General features: G+C 25.9%; 15 protein-coding genes. 12 read left to right on the plus strand and 3 right to left on the minus strand.

All coding sequences use genetic code 11. The features are described 5' to 3' along the window. The first annotated feature begins 6 nt into the window (after positions 1-6). The 3 genes from BN1711_RS12545 to BN1711_RS06820 are packed head-to-tail and all read left to right on the plus strand — an operon-like array spanning position 7 to position 1,792. A complete protein-coding gene (locus tag BN1711_RS12545; protein WP_164995934.1) occupies positions 7-171 on the plus strand; it encodes a hypothetical protein in 165 nt (54 codons plus the stop codon). Continuing rightward, positions 146-1,162, plus strand: coding sequence for a hypothetical protein (locus BN1711_RS06815; protein WP_050607419.1), 1,017 nt, complete (start codon positions 146-148; stop codon positions 1,160-1,162). The genes BN1711_RS12545 and BN1711_RS06815 overlap by 26 nt, the downstream gene beginning before the upstream one ends. Positions 1,163-1,180: 18 nt before the next feature. Beyond that, positions 1,181-1,792: a helix-turn-helix domain-containing protein gene (locus BN1711_RS06820; protein ID WP_050607420.1), complete on the plus strand. Its 612-nt coding sequence runs from the start codon at positions 1,181-1,183 to the stop codon at positions 1,790-1,792. A gap of 348 nt (positions 1,793-2,140) precedes the next feature. Here BN1711_RS06820 and BN1711_RS06825 read toward each other — a convergent pair whose 3' ends face one another. Together BN1711_RS06825 and BN1711_RS06830 are read right to left on the minus strand one after the other, a co-directional pair. After that, positions 2,141-3,745 carry a cache domain-containing protein gene (locus tag BN1711_RS06825; protein ID WP_243128211.1) on the minus strand — a complete coding sequence of 535 codons (1,605 nt, stop codon included), beginning with the start codon at positions 3,743-3,745 and terminating at the stop codon, positions 2,141-2,143. Positions 3,746-3,879: 134 nt separating this feature from the next. Further along, on the minus strand, positions 3,880-4,581 hold the full coding sequence (locus tag BN1711_RS06830; protein WP_050607422.1) for a LytR/AlgR family response regulator transcription factor: 702 nt from the start codon (positions 4,579-4,581) through the stop codon (positions 3,880-3,882). Between the two features lie 333 nt (positions 4,582-4,914). Here BN1711_RS06830 and BN1711_RS06835 point away from each other — a divergent pair, with 333 nt between their 5' ends. Together BN1711_RS06835 and BN1711_RS06840 are read left to right on the plus strand one after the other, a co-directional pair. After that, positions 4,915-5,136 (plus strand): hypothetical protein, encoded by a 222-nt coding sequence (locus BN1711_RS06835; protein ID WP_050607423.1) that lies wholly within the window; start codon positions 4,915-4,917, stop codon positions 5,134-5,136. A gap of 65 nt (positions 5,137-5,201) precedes the next feature. Beyond that, a complete protein-coding gene (locus BN1711_RS06840) occupies positions 5,202-6,893 on the plus strand; it encodes a methyl-accepting chemotaxis protein (protein WP_050607424.1) in 1,692 nt (563 codons plus the stop codon). A gap of 96 nt (positions 6,894-6,989) precedes the next feature. Here the strand turns inward: BN1711_RS06840 and BN1711_RS06845 are convergent, their stop codons facing one another. Next, positions 6,990-7,589, minus strand: a complete 600-nt coding sequence (locus BN1711_RS06845) for a tyrosine-type recombinase/integrase (protein ID WP_050607425.1) — start codon at positions 7,587-7,589, stop codon at positions 6,990-6,992. Between the two features lie 520 nt (positions 7,590-8,109). On the opposite strand from BN1711_RS06845, the gene BN1711_RS06850 reads away from it, so the two are divergent. The 7 genes from BN1711_RS06850 (at position 8,110) to BN1711_RS06880 (ending at position 16,925) form a co-directional block, all read left to right on the plus strand. After that, entirely contained in the window at positions 8,110-9,822 is a 1,713-nt protein-coding gene (locus BN1711_RS06850) for a methyl-accepting chemotaxis protein (protein ID WP_050607426.1), read from the plus strand. A 78-nt stretch (positions 9,823-9,900) separates the two neighbouring features. Further along, the gene (locus BN1711_RS06855) at positions 9,901-11,661 is read left to right on the plus strand and encodes a methyl-accepting chemotaxis protein (RefSeq protein ID WP_050607427.1); all 1,761 of its coding nucleotides are present in this window, start codon (positions 9,901-9,903) and stop codon (positions 11,659-11,661) included. A gap of 243 nt (positions 11,662-11,904) precedes the next feature. Continuing rightward, positions 11,905-12,315 (plus strand): sigma-70 RNA polymerase sigma factor region 4 domain-containing protein, encoded by a 411-nt coding sequence (locus tag BN1711_RS06860; RefSeq protein ID WP_050607428.1) that lies wholly within the window; start codon positions 11,905-11,907, stop codon positions 12,313-12,315. Between the two features lie 307 nt (positions 12,316-12,622). After that, entirely contained in the window at positions 12,623-13,123 is a 501-nt protein-coding gene (locus BN1711_RS06865) for a hypothetical protein (protein WP_050607429.1), read from the plus strand. Positions 13,124-13,373: 250 nt separating this feature from the next. After that, positions 13,374-13,784 (plus strand): RNA polymerase sigma factor, encoded by a 411-nt coding sequence (locus BN1711_RS06870; protein ID WP_243128213.1) that lies wholly within the window; start codon positions 13,374-13,376, stop codon positions 13,782-13,784. 540 nt (positions 13,785-14,324) lie between these two features. Next, the gene (locus tag BN1711_RS06875) at positions 14,325-16,631 is read left to right on the plus strand and encodes an ATP-dependent DNA helicase (RefSeq protein WP_050607430.1); all 2,307 of its coding nucleotides are present in this window, start codon (positions 14,325-14,327) and stop codon (positions 16,629-16,631) included. A 69-nt stretch (positions 16,632-16,700) separates the two neighbouring features. Next, on the plus strand, positions 16,701-16,925 hold the full coding sequence (locus BN1711_RS06880) for a DUF6870 family protein (protein ID WP_243128215.1): 225 nt from the start codon (positions 16,701-16,703) through the stop codon (positions 16,923-16,925). Positions 16,926-17,047: the final 122 nt, after the last annotated feature.

A 17,047-nucleotide genomic window follows, 5' to 3' on the forward strand; every position in this document is an offset into this window, starting at 1 on the left:
AAGAATTTGAAAAAGAAATTATTAATCGAATTATTTATATATGTAACTATTGTAATAGTAGGACTTATACTACTTTTTACTTATAAACCTAAACAAAAATCTATAGATATACCATCAGATTATAAAATTGAAAGGAGTGATAGCAGTGCTTTTGTATCTTTCAAGCAATGAAAATATAGAGATATTTGATTTTTTATCAAAAGAAAAAGGTATGGTTATAAAGAGGCTATCAGGGGAATTCTATTTAAAAAAATTTGTAATTCATGATATGAGAAATCTCAGTCATTACTCATATTTTGCAATTGATCTAAAAGCTCTTAAGGATACTGAAAATGAAATAATTGAGGCAATAATAGCTTTTAAAACTATGTATGATTCTAGAATTATTATTTTTGCAGAAGGAATGGATAGACAGGATGAAATTATATCAAAGCTTATAGAAGAGAAGATTTATAACATTGTAATACCTAAAGAAATACCAGAGATTAAAAATGAAATTTTAAAATGTATAAGTAATGAGGGAATGATAGAGGATGAGTGGAGAGAGCAAAATGACATAAATCAATATTTAAAAGAATCCTTTAAAAATCAATATGTATTTAAGCATAAAAATATAAAAATAGCAGTTGCAGGAGTATCATCAAGAGTTGGTACAACTACAACTGCTTTTAATATAGCAAGATTTTTATTTGAGATAGGAGCTAAGGTTAGTTATACAGAAGCTAATAGCAATGAGCATTTAAAAGAAATTGCAGCATACTATGAATTTTTAAAAGTGGAGAATTATTATAAGTACAGAGGAATTGAGTATTATCCTAACAAGCAATTCCCTAATGAATATAACTTTAATGTTTTTGATTTAGGAAACTTAAATAAAGGGAGTGTAGCAATATTTAAAAGCTGTGATATTAAAGTGTTATGTAGTGGAAGTAAACCTTATGAGATTATAGATACTTATGAGTCAATTAAATTCATTCAAGAAGGCAACTATAATATTCTTTTATCTTCAATATCTAATGAAGATAACTTAAAGATAAGAAAAAGCTTTGATAATGTTAAAGCTAATATCTATTTTGGCACATATTCTCCAAGTTTATTTGATGGGAAAAGCAATGAAAAAATATATAGATATATAGTTAAAGATTATATTGTTGAGATATAGTTGGAGGAGGAAGTTGTAATGAAAAAAGGTGAGATACTTGATAAAGTATATAAATCAAACCTACCAAGCAGAGCAAAACAAGTAATGTTTTATCTTATAAATAGAGTTAATGCAGAAGGAACTTGCTTTCCTTCTGTAAGAACTATAGCTAGTGATTGTGGTGTGTCAGAAAGGACAATACAAAGAACTATGAAGGTTCTTATAAAAGAAGGATTCCTAATTAAAGAGGAAAGATACAGGGATAATGGTGGACAAAGTTCGAATCTTTATAAGCTGAAAATAGGTTTTGAGAATGGTAATGTTAAAACTAATGATAATAATAAGGAGTTTGAAGAGGAAAATGCGATAGAGCCGGAAGAAAATAAAACTGACCTAGAGGGTATTGAAGCAGTTGGTTTTGATTATTATAAAGAAGAAAAAAGTGATGTAGAAAATAATTTAGAGAAAGAAAACAATGGCATATTAAATATAGTAATGATTACTTGTTTAAAGACGATAAATTATATATGTAAAAATAAATGTCATCCCATGATTTTTTATAAAATAGGTAAAAAAATTAAGCATATTGGAAGAATACCAACATTAAATTTACTATGTCATGGGGTGGGGGACAATTTGTATCCTCCATGAACTATATAATATAAGTTTTATAGGGATATTGAAAGATAAGTATAATAATATTAATAATAATTAAAGCTATAAGTAAGATACTGTTTTAAATATATAGTTTAGTGCTGACAGACAGTACAGTAAAATCTGAAATTGTGGAATATTTTTTAAACTGTACGTGTGTCCATTTTTAATTAGATCCGGCAATGCTAAGATAAATTGTTTTGTAAATTCAAGACTAAGTATACAATTTTTTAAAGAAATCTTGAACTAAGTTTTATGATTTAGGTTTTGGGCTGTCATTCTTACACTTTGTGAAATAAGATGAATAAGTCATGTATATAAATTAAAGGAGAAAATTATCCTCCTTTAATTTAGTTGTGTAGTTATGGGAAACATGATAATTGTAGTGAACTCTTTATTTAATTCATCATATTTCCAAGTCATATTTCCTGAATATTTATTAACGGCTTTTTCAATGTTTTTCATGCCATAACCATGACAAGTTATTTCTTGTTTACTAGATATTAATTTATTATTTTTTAGGATGGGATTTTTATCACAACTATTTATAAGTTTTATTACAATAAAAGATTTATTAAAACAATGAAACTTTAATAAAATATTTTTATTATAACTTTTAATACAGCTTTCTATTGAATTATCTAATAAATTACTCATTATAGCACACATATCCTTATTTTGTATAAAATCTAAATTAACTGATTGAACTTCATATTTAAAATTAATATTATATTTTTTCATTAAATGAATTTTATAATTAATAATAATATCAAGTATTTTATTATTAGTTATAACAATATCTGATAATTGATTTATATCTTCGTTTATACTTTTAACATATTCCATGACCTTTTGTGATTGCTCATCTTTGGCTAAAGCATTTATGCATATTAAATGATTTTTTATATCGTGAATAACTTCATTAGTTTTATCATATTTGCTTTCTAATATATTATAATGTTGGGTAGTAATATCATTTTTTTGTTTTACTAAAGCTATTTCTTGTAGTTTTTTTGAGTTTAGTAATACAAAGCCAGTTATCCCGGATATAACAAAACAAAGTATTGCTATTATTATAGTGGTATTGATTTGCAACTGCATATCTCTGTGAAAGACTTTGTTTTTTTTGCTAATTAATTCTTCTAAATCATCTAAATATAATCCAGAAGATATAATCCAATTATATTTAGGATATAGTTTTGCATAGCTTAATTTATGACTAATATAGTTTGAATCTTTCTTTTTAAAATAATAATCATGGAGTATCTCACCATTTTTTTTAATTCCTTGTAGTTCATTTAAATAAGGTAAATTACCTTTTACATCTTTAGTATTAGTAGATAATTTTTTACCCTCTGTTTCTAGAAGATTAGGATGGATCAATCTTATGGCATACTCATCCCCACCGTTATAATTTATTATCTGATTTATCCATATGTAACCATTATCATGTAAATTTGTATTTTTGATTTTATTTTTCACTCTATTTTTCACAGCTTCTTCAATGGTATCATTAGAAATACATAAAGCTATAATATTATTATTTTTTTCTATATATTTATATGTATTTATTTTGTAGTTATTTACATAATTTATAAAGTGTTTTTCATTTTCAAAGTTTTTAACATTTATTTTTGGATTACTTGTATATATTAATGTATTATAGGATTTATCCCAAATTAAGATTTCTAATTTAGGGTTGGCTTTGATATATGGAGAAAAAAATTTATTTAAGGATTCCTTATTTTTAAAATCTATATTGTATGATTGAATAGAGTATAAATTATTAATAAAAGATTGAAGTGATTTTGAGGATTCCTCTAAAATAAATTCTCTTTCTATGTCAATTTCTTGTATTGTCCTGTCAATAATTTCCTTCAATCTATTTTCTTTTAATTCCATTATAGTATTATTTAGTTCTTTTAAATTGTTTTTATGTATTTTTTTCATATTGTATGTATAACAAAAAGAGAAAAATATTATAGATACTACACAAATCATTAATATGTATAGATATTTCTTTTCAAGTTTAATTTTCATCATGTAATCCCACTTTCTTTATTATATATTAAATATCAATAATTTTATAATTGACCCAAAAATTCCATAAACTTTTTTTTGAAGTCTTTAAATTTTCTTTGTGAAACATATAAAGTTTCTCCATTTAGAAGAGTTATTCTATCTTTGTGAATTTCTACAACGTAATTTAAATTTACTAGAAAACTATTATGTGGATTAGCAAAACCAAAGGGTTGTAATTTTTCATTCCAATGTTTCAACTTATATGAACTAACATAATTTCTAGAATTGTTAGTATGAATAATTACATTTCTACCCGCAATTTCTAAATGTGTTATGTCAGATATTAATATTTTTTTTAGGATTCCATTATTTTCGACAGTAATAAATATTTTATTTATTGTTGCAATTAAGTTTTTTATTTCATTATAAATAACATCTTCATCCAAAGGTTTTAGAAAATATCTAAAAGCATTTACAGTGTATCCATCAGGCCAATATTTCTCTAAAGCAGTTATAAATACAATTTTTAAAGTTTCATTTGATTTTCTAATTATTTTAGCTACTTCTATACCATTTAGTTGGGCCATTTGAATATCTAGAACTATAATATCATAATGATTATAATCCTGAGCTAATAATTGCTCTCCTGTATAAAAGGTATCAATATTAAATTTAACATTTTCATTAATTGAGTACCTATTAAATAAATTACTTATTTGTTTTAATTGAATAGTATTATCTTCACAAATGGCTATATTGTACATAGTCAAAACCTCCAGTTTAAATATATTATATAAATTATTTTTTGCATAATTTAATTTCAAATAAATAAGTAACCTGTTTAAGGTAAAGATTATATATTTTTAATTATAAATCGTTTTTGTAATAAAAAGCATCGTTTTTGAAAAAATATTGAAAATAATTAAATAGAAGGTGTATTTTTATAAAGAGAAAAATATAAAATATAAAATTTACATAATAGGTACACTTATACATATTTATGAGAAGATAAAAATGAAATAAATGAATTAATAAAACAATTTTATAGAAGTGTGTTACATAAAAAAGAATTAAATGTTTTGAATGGAGGACATTAAATGGATGTGAAACATATAAATCCATTTATAGATTCTTGTTTAAATATAATGTCTCAGCTTGGCTTTAAAGAGATTAAAAAGCAAGGTATTAGTATTAAAGAAAAGACTATAAATAGCTTAGGTGTAATGTTAACGCTAGGATTATTTGGAGATATTAAAGGCGTTGTTAGCTATTCTTTTCATGAAGAAAGTGCTAAAAATATTGCATTTGAAAATATTTAAAATATAGTCATTATACATAATAGCAGTAGGTTTTTAGATTTTAATTAGAATAAGGAGGGTAACAAATGAAGTTTAAAGGTATTAATATGAAAATAAGAACAAAATTAAGATTATTAATGATGTTTGTAGGTATAATTATGGTGGCTGCAACATTTAAATTTTTTCATACACTAAGTGAAATTGAAGGAGATTCTACTGTTATCAATTTGTCAGGGAGTGAAAGGATGAGGAGTTATAAATTGGCTTATACTGCTCATCTATACATGAATGAGAAGGATAATAATAAAAGGAATAAGATTAAAGAAACAATAAAAAATGAAATAGGTATTTTTGATGAAATTCTTCAAGGTATAGAAAAAGGAAGCGACAAATTAGGTACAGATGGAATAAATAACAAAGAAGAAATAGAACATATTACTTTAGTTAATAAAAAATGGAATAAAATGAAAGAGAAATATAATAATATTATAAATTCTAATGATGAAGTATTAAAGAAAGCTAGTATCCAGTATGTAAATGAAAATGTAGATGAGGTAGTAAAAGAATTAAATGAACTAGTAAATCATTTTGATGATGAATCGGTTATAAAAATAAAAAAATCTAAAATAAATACTTATATTTTTTTATTTTTAATGATTATTATAATGTTATTAGCATTTAGTATTATTCACAAAGGGGTAATAAAACCAATAGATGATATAAAAAATAGAATGAAAGAAATTGCAAGTGGTGAAGGAGATTTAACAAAGAGGATAGATATAACTACAAAAGATGAAATAGGAGAACTTTCACTATGGTTTAATTTATTTATTGAAAACATTGAGAAAATAATCAAATCAATACTAGAAACTTCTAAAATTACAAAAGAAATTTCAGCTCAAATATCCGATTCAGCTTTTGAGAATAGTGAAGCTAATGAAAGCATAGCATTCTCAGCTCAAGAAGTTTCGCAGGGAAGTAATGAACAAAGCTACGAAGTTGAGGCTCTATTTGTAAAGGTTGAAGAAATGACTAATAAGATAAAATCTATAAATAAAATAGTAAAAAATGTTGTATATAATGCTAAAAAATCACAAGATGAATCTGAAAAAGGAAATATTAAAATAGAAGATACTAAAGAACAGTTAGATTCATTAAAAGATACAATAAATGAAATGGATGTAAAAATGACACAACTTGATACAAATTCAAAGGAAATAAGTAAAATTATAGAGTTGATAGAGGGTATTTCAAACCAAACCAATCTTCTAGCCTTAAATGCTTCAATAGAAGCAGCAAGGGCAGGAGAAATGGGTAAAGGGTTTGCTGTAGTCGCAGAGGAGGTAAGAAAACTTTCAGATGAAACAGAAAGTGCAACTAAAAGTATAGTTCCATTTATTCAAGATGTTCAAAACAATGTGTATTCAATAAAAAATAGCATGCAAGAAGTAATAAAGGAACTGGATGAAGAGTTTAAGGTTTTAAATGATACAATAAAAACTTTAGGACTTATTTTGGAGGGAAGCAAAAATACTGTAGCAGGGGTGGACAATGCTAATGAAATATTAGGAGAAATAAATAATAGTTTTGAAATAATTAAAGGAGCATTCAAAAATATAACTGAGGTAACAAAAAATAATTCTGATAATATGCAAAATATTGCTGCTTCGGTTCAAGAACAATCAGCATCAACAGAAGAAATTTCTACATCTATATCAAATCTTTCTTCAATGATAGTTAATTTGAATAATAATATATCTGGATTTAAAGTAGATTAAAGCAGAAGCTATCTAAGATTTATAGGTTAAAATTATGACTGTATCTAACATACAAGGTGTTTTTAAAACACCTTGTATTATTACTAATATATATACTTATACCATTTCACTTGTTTGTTCAAGTTTCATATACATTTTTTCTTGTTGTTTTGTGGTAAATTGAAAATAAATTTCAGTATTAGAAACAGATTTATGCCCAAGCCACCATTGAAGTTCTTTAATATCCATTTCCGACTCAGCTAAATGAACAGCGGTTGTGTGTTTAAGGGTATGAAAATGATGTTTGCTTTTATCGCTAATATTGGCTATTTTACAATACTTTTTCATTAAATAATCAAGAGTTTGTCTAGAAATAGGATTGTTTTTCTGGCTTTTAAATAATATTTCAGAATTACAAGATATTTTATAATTACTTATATATGTATCAAGAGCTTTTTTAGTTTTAAGATCAAGTCTTATGGTATTGTTATTACTACCTTTTAATCTTCTACAGTAAAGAGCTCCATTATTTTCATTGTAATCATCTAATTTTATAAGAGAAATTTCAGATGCTCTTAAACCACATCTATAAGCCACTCTAAATAATGCTAAGTCCCTAACGGCATGGGAGCTATCTAAAGACATAATTGCATTAAAAAATTTAGTTGCTTCTTGTTGTGTTAAATATTTCATTTTTTTGTCGGAATTTTTTTGCATAGTTGTTCTCCTTTGGATAATTGTACAAAATAAATATTTTGTATAATAATTATACCAAAAGATAGAAAATAATCAAAGTTTTTATGAAAAAAATTCAACTTAATAATATATAATGGTTTATTTTTACTAATCCCAAACAATATATTGGGTAAAATGAAATAAAATGTAATATCAGTAAATTTAGATAATGCTGAATTGAATAAATTTTATACAAAATATTTATTTTGCCTAATCAATAATACAGTCTATTAATTCAAATGTAAATATAAAGAATCAAACTATAAAGGAACTAATATCCATTACAAATTAATTTATAAAACTTAAGAATTGTATTTTATTTTTCTAAATTAAGTTATATATTGAAAAATTTTGAAAAATATTATCGTTTTTGCAATAAAAAGCATCATTTTTGAAAAAATATTGAAAATGAATAAATTTAAGATGTAAAATATGCTAAGAAAAAATTACATAAATTACATAATAAAAATATTTATGCATATTAAGAAGGAGGAGATAAATTATGAATTTTTTTAAAAAACTTACAATATCCACTAGAGTAATAGCAATGATTTTTATAGCTATTATTTCAATGATGATTATTGGTGGCGTAGGAATACTTAACATGAACAAAATTAATAAGTCAGCTAAATATTTAAATAATATTACTATACCATCACTTAATTCTATTAATAAAATAGATAAAAATCTACTAAATATTTATCAAAATGAAAAATTAATGATGTATATTAAGGATAAAAATGAAATAAATGAATTAAGAAAACAAATCAATAATTTACAAAAAGATAACGATAAGCAAATTAAAATTTATAAATCAACTATTGATGATGAGGAAGAAAAGAAGATATTTAATGAGTTTGAAAAAAAACTTGCTCAATATAGGGATTATAGATATGAATATGAAAAATCAATTTCTAATGGAAACATAGGTGAGGGTACAAGTAAATTTGTAAATATTACAAAGGCACGAAATGATATGAGAATTCAATTAGATAGATTAGTGCAATTAAACAAACAATGGGTAGAAGAAGCGGCAGATGATGATGCAAAGGTGTATAGTAGATCAATCACAATGATTACAATTTTTATTATTGCTATGAGCATATTTTTTAGTTTACTTGGATTTTTAGCATTGAAGCGTCTAAAAAAAGCATTAAATGATATAAAAGCTCTAGCTGAAAGATTATCTAATTATGACTTTTCAATTCCAGTAAAAATAGAAAGAGTTGATGAACTTGGACAAATAGGTGAAGCATTAAATAAGGCACAAGAAAATGTAGGTTCTTTAATAAAAAGTGTTATGAATAGTGCTCAAGAGATAAGCGCATCCAGTGAGGAATTGTCAGCAACTGTTGAGGAAATGACTTCAAAATTTGAAAGTATAAATGCCTCAACAAAAGAGATTAATTCTGGAGTACAAGAAACCAGTGCCACAGCAGAAGAGGTTTCAGCATCAATGCAGGAGGTAGATTCTAGTGTTTCTGTATTATCAAATAAAGCTGTGGATGGAAGTAGTAATGCCATTGAAATAAAGGATAGGGCAACTAAGGTTGAACAAGATAGTAAATCAGCAGTTAAAAACACGAGAACGATTTATATTGAAATGGAAAAAGAAGTTTTAAAGAATATTGAACAGGGAAAAGTTGTTGAAGATATTAAAGTTATGGCAGATACCATTGCAAGTATATCAGAACAAACTAATTTATTAGCACTTAATGCGGCCATAGAAGCAGCAAGGGCAGGAGAACAGGGAAAAGGTTTTGCTGTAGTTGCAGAGGAAGTAAGGAAACTAGCAGAACAATCTTCAATTGCTGTAGAAAATGTTAAATCTACTATAGAAAAAGTACAAGGAGCTTTTAAAGATTTATCTAAAAATAGTAGTGGATTATTAAATTTTATGAGTGATAAAGTTGTTCCTCAATTTGAAACTTTTGTACATGTAGGAGAGCAGTATGAGAATGATGGAAATTTTGTAAATGGCATGTCTGAAGAACTAGCCTCAATGACAGAAGAAATTTCAGCAACCATAAATCAAGTTAGCGAAGCAGTTCAGAATATGGCAGAAATGGCTCAAAGATCTTCAGAAAATTCCAATGGAATACAAGAAAGTATTAATGAATCTACTAAAGCTATGGAACAAGTAGCACATACAGCTCAAAGTCAGGCAGAACTTGCACAAGAACTTAATGAAATGGTTCTAAGATTTAAAGTTTAAAATTGAGAAGTTATTTATAGGAGTTTAAGAGAAAAGAAGCAAATTAACAGAATTAAAGAATAATAAAGGAGCAGTAATATGTTTAAAAAATCTAATGATGGAATAAAGAAAAGATTATTTAAGTCATATCTTGGAATGTTTATTTTATTTTTTATTTCAATTGTAGTAGTTACTTTTGTTTCATTTATTGGCGCGAAAAATACACTAACTAAACTAGGGGAACAAGCTTTAAAAAATAGAATTAATATGGGTATTGAAATGATGGACATGCTAGAAACTCAAGTTAAAAATTCTAAGATAACAAGAGAGGAAGCACAGGAAATATTTAGAACCAAAATGTTAAATAAGAAAAGCAGTGATGGTAAGACTAGAGGATTAAATAAAAAATTAGAGCTTGATATTGAAGCATATATGTATGCTATAGATAGCAATGGAAATGAAAAGATGCATCCTTTTAAGGAAGGAGAGAATATTTCAAAGGTAGTTGATAATAAAGGACAAAATGTTACTAAACTTATTATTGATGAAGGAAAAAATCCTAAAAATGACGGAATAATAACATTTTCATGGAAAAATCCTGGAGAAAAGAAAGCCAGAGATAAAGTAAATGCTGTGGCTTATTATGAGCCTTGGGATTGGTATTTAAATGTAGGATGCTATTATAAAGATTTTTATGGGAATATAATTCAAATATTTCTTAAAATATTAATAGTAACTGTAGTTGTCTTAGTATTAAGCATATTTTTAATAAGATTTATGATAGCTAAGAAAGTTGAGCCATTAAACAAATTAATCGAATTGATGAAAAAAATAGGTGATGGAGATTTAAGCTCTAAAACAGATGTTAATTCAAAGGATGAATTAGGATATATGGCTAATATATTAAATAACACCTTAGATGAAATAAAATCTATAATAATAAGTCTTAAAAGTGTTTCAGAAAAAATAAATGAAAAGGTTAAGTATGTAAATGAAGCTAGTGAAAGCACTCTTCAAGCTTCACAACATATAACAGAAGCAATAGAAGAAATTACTTGTGCTGCAGGGGATACTACAAGGGATATGGAAGTAAGTGCTAGTGCAGTAGCAGATTTAACTAATAATATTGGTTCTATTAAAGACACAAGTTTACTTTTGCAAAATGAAGCTGTTAATGCAGGAAAACTGAATTCTAATGTACTAAACATATTAAAAGATTTAGAAGAAAAAAGTTCAGAAAACTTTAATTTATCAGAAGAAACTGCCAATAATATGAATTTATTAAATGAAAAATCAAATACAATAGTTGAGATAATAAATACCATAGAAAATATATCTAGGCAGATTAATTTATTGGCACTAAATGCATCTATTGAAGCATCAAAAGCAGGAGATGCTGGAAGAGGTTTTTCAGTAGTGGCTCAAGGAATAAAAGATTTATCATCACAAACAGAGGAAGCTACAGATCAAATAAATGAACATATAAATGAGCTTATAAAAGCAATTGAGTATTCAGGAGAAAGTGTTATAAAAACAAAACAATCTTCGGAAATTCAAAGAAATACTATAAATGAAACACAAGGTATTCTTAAAGAAGTTATAAGATTTATAGAAGAGATTCCGAAACATATAAAAAACAATGTTGACAAAATAGAAGAAACTTATAATAAAAAGGATATGGTAAATAATTCTATGAATTCAGTATTAAGTTTAACACAAGGTATATCAGCAGCTACAGAAGAAATAGCATCCTCAATAACAGAGGTAAATAAAAATATATCAGAAATAGATGATATGATAAAAGATTTAGATAATAATGCAAATGAGCTAAGTGAAAAATCAGATAAATTCAAACTTTAAATAGAGATGCAAGAAATTTCACATATGTATGGAGAAAAGGCTTTAAATAGAGAACAATAACAAATATACAATAAATAATTTAAGGGAGTCACATAGTTTTTATGTGGCTCTTCTTTTTTGGGGAAAAGGTAGGCATAAGGGATGGACAATATTTCAACAAATAAAAAATAAAATAAAAAACAATAAGAATTTATTAGAGGGGGAGCCATAGAGCTTCCTTATTTTTGTGGAAGGAGTAGAAAAATGTCTGAAAAAATAAATGAAAACAATAATTATGAAAAAGTGATGGAGTTCATGAAGGAAGAAGAAAGAAAGGAAAAAAATCATAATAGGAGATATTACAGACATAACATTTCACTTGAGTATCTACAAAAACAAAATGTACCCGTAGAATTCCAATATTTAAAAAGTGGGTTTGGCTATGAAAAGGAATTTGATGAGCCATTAGATTTTATTGACTTAATTAAAAATCCAGAGTTAGCAAAAGCCTTAAAAATTTTAAAACAATTAGATATAAGAGTTATTGAACTTAAGTATAGATTAGGATTTTCACTATACGAAATTTCTTTAAAATTAGGAATAAAATATGATGCAACTAAAAAAATACATATAAGAGCTTTAGCAAAGCTTAAAAAATTTTTAGATAAAACTTAAAAAATTTTAAAATATTTGTCCCTTTTTTTGTTCTCGCGTGGCTATATAATAAGCAGGTAATTTAGTTAGTTTTATTGTTCTTTGAAAACTTAATATAGAAAAATATTACTATGTAGCTTCAATAACCTAAAAGAAACATTACTAGACTTATATAACATTTAAAATGTTAAAAAAATAACATAAACTGTCTTAAAACATAAAGAAAACACAATATATTGATTATTATTATATTGAAAATCAACATATTGTGTATAAAGTTCATTTTAAGACAGTTTTTATATAAAAATAAAATGCAAGGAGGAATAAAATGACTAAGAAATTAGAGGATTTAATAAAAATACCAACAGAGATTAAGGATAATAAAAAGCACTTTTATCATAATACAAAGATTTTATTAAAAATGTATCCCAAAGTATTATGGAAGATAAATAATGAGCTTGCTGATATTTATGAAGAATGTTCAGAATGCACAACCTTATCATTAAAAGAATTTATAGATATTTTGGATGAAGATATAAATAAATCAAGGTTAGAAGAACGCCTTAAAAATATAATTTATAGTAATTCCATTGTTAAGGTTATTGATAGAGCTATGGAAATTTTGAAGAGCTATCCATCAAATGGAGAAATTTATTATGAATTATTAAAACATTCATTTATGGTAGTAAATAAACCTGGAGAATCTAATTTATTAGAACAATTTTCTATGTCTAGGAGCACTTATTTTAGAATGAAAAGAGAAGCTATTAATTTATTAGGAATAATTTTATGGGGATATGAATTACCAAGAATTATTAATATGATTTAATAATATTTCAATTCTAAAATATTGAGACTAAATAGGCACTATTTTGGTACGGACACTAAAATTTAATACTGTTAACATATATACAATAGGAATATTATGGAGTCTTGAAAGTCCTGAAATGCTAATTAAAGCATGGAAGGGCTTTTTTTATGCCATAAATTTCTAAACTCAATATAAATAATCTCAAAAAGAGTCGTGCGATTTTTCGTACGGCTCTTTTTGGCGTTTAAGAAGGAAGGAGTAGTTAATAGTGTTAAATGAAGAAAAAGAAGAAAAGTTTTTAGAGATTGAGATGGTTATTGAAGAAGAGTTAAAGAAAGAAAAAAACAATGAAAGGAGGTATTACAGACATAATATTTCTCTTGAATATTTAGAAAATCTTAATGTGCCAGTAGGGATTTTTTGTGAAAAAGATAGTACAAGCTTTAATAAAGAAATGGAAGCTTTATTTGATTTTATAGATTTAATAAGCAATGAAAAATTGTTACAGGCTTTAAAAAAACTAAATGAGTCAGATTTTAAATTATTAGAACTTAGGTACAGATATGGTTTTTCTCTAAATGAAATAGCAATAAAGCTACAAATTAAAAATACTACTGCGAGGCAAAGGCATATAAGAGTTTTAGCAAAGTTAAAATCAATGATTGAAAAAAATATATAAAAATTTCTTTGAAAATGTAACATTTAAGCTTATTCCAAGGCTATATAGTGAAGGCATTTTTGTAAGTGCTTCAAAAGCTCCTTGAAAACTTAATATACGGTATATCAGGAGAACTACCTTTGCTACTAGAAATGGTAAGCAACATAATCAGAGCGCCATGACCATTATATATGCGAGCGATTAAAACTGGCTTTAAATAGTCTGTGGAAAGACTAATTGCGATGATAAGCAAAGGGATAAATAATGATACTTCTGCCTTGAACGCTTATCGGCATTGGGCAGCCCACAAGGAATGATGGGATAACGCTCATTTGGCTTGAGAACTTATAGCCATGTTAGCTTATATGATGTTTTTCTAAAAACAACTTGATATATCCCCTTAAGTTGTATCAGGGAGGTTGAGAACAAATATGATACAAAAAATTACTGTTTAAGCAACTTGCTTGACAGCAGAAACTATGCGGTGGAGTTTGAATATTTAATATCCACCGTATTCTTGTGCTGTCAGGTATTGTACATATAATATGAGGAGAGAAGATTATGTATGATATAAAAATAGTAGATGAATTTAATTTAGAAAAGTACATTAAAAATCATAGAATTAAGGGAATATATAAATATCTTTTTACTTTTGATAAAAGCTATATTTTTATTATGAAAGAAAATAAAAGTATCAATACTTATTATGTAATTTCTAGTATAAGCAATGTTATGGTATCTATTTTAAGAAGCAAAAAGGAGTATTCAGATAATATAAGAAATAAGCTCATAAAAAAATTTATTAATACACCTTATTATGAAATGACTCTTAAAGATGATCCACAGGACATGATTGAATTTATTTTTACAAAGCTTATGGCTGAAAATGGATTTAAGGTTAGAAAAAATCAAATAGAACTTTCTAAAGTAATGTATAAAGGTATTAATAAGAATCATATTGAAATTTGTGAAGCAGCAGTAGGAATAGGTAAGACTTATGCTTATATAGTAGCTAGTATTGTATATGTTCTTTATGAAAGGCAAAGAAGAATTAAGTCAGGATTGTGCACATCCTTAAATAATAAAGAGATAGCAATTCCTTGTGTTATTTCAACATCCAGTATTGAATTGCAAAAAGCTATTGTAAAAACATACGTACCTATATTATCTAATATTTTAAAGAAGAATAAGATTATAAAGAACAATTTAAGCGCAGTTTTAAGAAAGGGGAAAGAGCACTATCTTTGTGTTAATAGATACAATAGATTAATAAATTATCTAAGAAATAGTGAAAAAGCTGTGGACAAAGAGTTATTGATAAAGTTAAATGAACTTGGAATTCTACATAATGGAATTGACTTAGATAAATATAAGGGGTTGAAGAATCATGTTATTCAAAAGATTAATGTTCCTAAAGGTTGTGGCAGTTCTTGCCCACACTTTAATGAATGTAATTATATAAAGTACATGGATTATCTTAAATCCTCAAAACATGATTTTCAAGTATGTAATCATAACTACTATTTGGCTGATTCAGTTAAACGATCATTAGGGAAAAGGACTCTTATTCCAGAACACTTTGTAGCAGTTATTGACGAAGCTCATAAATTGCCTGAGGCAGCTATTCAAATACTTGGAGAAAGTTTTGGAAGTGAAGATATAACTGTAATGAGTAACATTTTAAATAGTAGTCTAAAAGGTAATAAGACATATTTGAAAAAAGCTAAAGAAAAATTACAAGAGTTAAGCGCTTTAAGAAATAAATTTTTTAATAGTTTAATATCTAAAATAAATATAGATATGATAGGAGAAGAAGAGTCAAAAATAAATATAGAAATAGAAAGGTATGAAAAAAATATACTTTACAATATGTACAAAAACATTAGTGATATCAAAAGGCATTGTGAAGAAGATATTTCTAAAGGAAGAAGTTTAGAAATTATGATTGAAGAAATTGAGAAAAAGATTAAAGTTTTTATGAATACAAATAAAATCACTTGTTGGCTTGAAAATCCTAAAAGTAAGAAATTAATTAGTCTTTGCTGTACACCTATAGACATAGAAGAGCAGCTCAATAAAATATTATGGAAAAATGGTATTCCTAAAATATTGACTTCAGCCACATTATCTGACGACAGAGGTTTTAAATATTATAAAAGTAAAGCTGGAATAGATAATGTAAGTAAAAGTTGTTTGGGGGAAATTAGTTTACCCTCATCCTTTGATTATAGAAGTAATACCTTGTTATATATCAGTGAAAATATTCCTTTTCCCAATAAACAAAGCGAGGAATATATTAAAGTATTAGCAGACGAAATAATAAAAATAGTGGAGGTTACTTTTGGACATGCAGTAATTCTATTTACTTCATATTCTTTAATGTCTAAAGTATATGAAGTAGCACGTCATAAAATAAATTATCCAGTTATGAAAATGGATAAAAGTGAAAAAAACATAGTAGAAAAATTTAAAAATAGCAGAAACGGAGTTTTATTTGCTACAGGTTCCTTTTGGGAAGGAGTAGATTGCCCTGGGGATATTCTTTCATCACTTATAATAGTAAATCTGCCATTTCCAACACCGACACCAATTCTTGATTATAAGAAAAAACAATATGAAGAGCTAAGCCAATTTATTGACCAAATTATATTTCCAGAGATGCTTATTAAACTAAAGCAAGGTATGGGAAGGCTTATAAGATGTGAAACAGACACAGGGCTTATTGCTATTTTAGATTTTAGAATAAGTAAGAAAGGTAAGTATCGAAAAAGACTACTTGAAGCTCTTAAAGACTATATAGTAACAGATTCTATTCATGATGTTGGAAGGTTTTTTAGAAAAGTTAAAAAAGAAGAATATTTTTTATAGCAGTATAAAGCAGTTACAGAGGTAGCTGCTTATTTTATTGAAAGGGATGATTAAATGAGCATATATGAAATGAAAAATGTTGATATAAGAACAGTTGATCCGTCTACTTTAGTAGATATAAAAACAGTAAATGTTAATACTAATCTTCCTATAGAAGAAAGAAAAAAAGATTTCATAAAGCAAGTTAAAAATCCTTATTGTTTTAAGTGTGGAGATATAGTTGTGAAGGTAAGTTTTTCAAATACAACGGCTACGTTGGAAGAGAGATTAGAAAATTATTTAAAAAGTTTATAAAACATTTAGGCAAAACTTTATAAATTAGCATTTGTTATATATGGACTCATATCTGGTTTTATGTTAAAATTTTATTAGACTAAAATCAGTGAAGCCTAGTATGTTTAAAGTTTTGCTAATAC

Origin of the sequence: Clostridium niameyense (genome assembly GCF_001243045.1) — a bacterium.
Classification (GTDB): Bacteria; Bacillota; Clostridia; order Clostridiales; family Clostridiaceae; genus Clostridium_F; species Clostridium_F niameyense.

Bases quoted from the DNA above. Each gene is read 5' to 3' on its own strand.
- BN1711_RS06820 (WP_050607420.1), top strand. From the start codon at position 1,181: ATGAAAAAAGGTGAGATACTTGATAAAGTATATAAATCAAACCTACCA.
- BN1711_RS06825 (WP_243128211.1), bottom strand. From the start codon at position 3,745: ATGAAAAAAATACATAAAAACAATTTAAAAGAACTAAATAATACTATA.
- BN1711_RS06830 (WP_050607422.1), bottom strand. From the start codon at position 4,581: ATGTACAATATAGCCATTTGTGAAGATAATACTATTCAATTAAAACAA.
- BN1711_RS06835 (WP_050607423.1), top strand. From the start codon at position 4,915: ATGGATGTGAAACATATAAATCCATTTATAGATTCTTGTTTAAATATA.
- BN1711_RS06840 (WP_050607424.1), top strand. From the start codon at position 5,202: ATGAAGTTTAAAGGTATTAATATGAAAATAAGAACAAAATTAAGATTA.
- BN1711_RS06845 (WP_050607425.1), bottom strand. From the start codon at position 7,589: ATGCAAAAAAATTCCGACAAAAAAATGAAATATTTAACACAACAAGAA.
- BN1711_RS06850 (WP_050607426.1), top strand. From the start codon at position 8,110: ATGAATTTTTTTAAAAAACTTACAATATCCACTAGAGTAATAGCAATG.
- BN1711_RS06855 (WP_050607427.1), top strand. From the start codon at position 9,901: ATGTTTAAAAAATCTAATGATGGAATAAAGAAAAGATTATTTAAGTCA.
- BN1711_RS06860 (WP_050607428.1), top strand. From the start codon at position 11,905: ATGTCTGAAAAAATAAATGAAAACAATAATTATGAAAAAGTGATGGAG.
- BN1711_RS06865 (WP_050607429.1), top strand. From the start codon at position 12,623: ATGACTAAGAAATTAGAGGATTTAATAAAAATACCAACAGAGATTAAG.
- BN1711_RS06875 (WP_050607430.1), top strand. From the start codon at position 14,325: ATGTATGATATAAAAATAGTAGATGAATTTAATTTAGAAAAGTACATT.
- BN1711_RS06880 (WP_243128215.1), top strand. From the start codon at position 16,701: ATGAAAAATGTTGATATAAGAACAGTTGATCCGTCTACTTTAGTAGAT.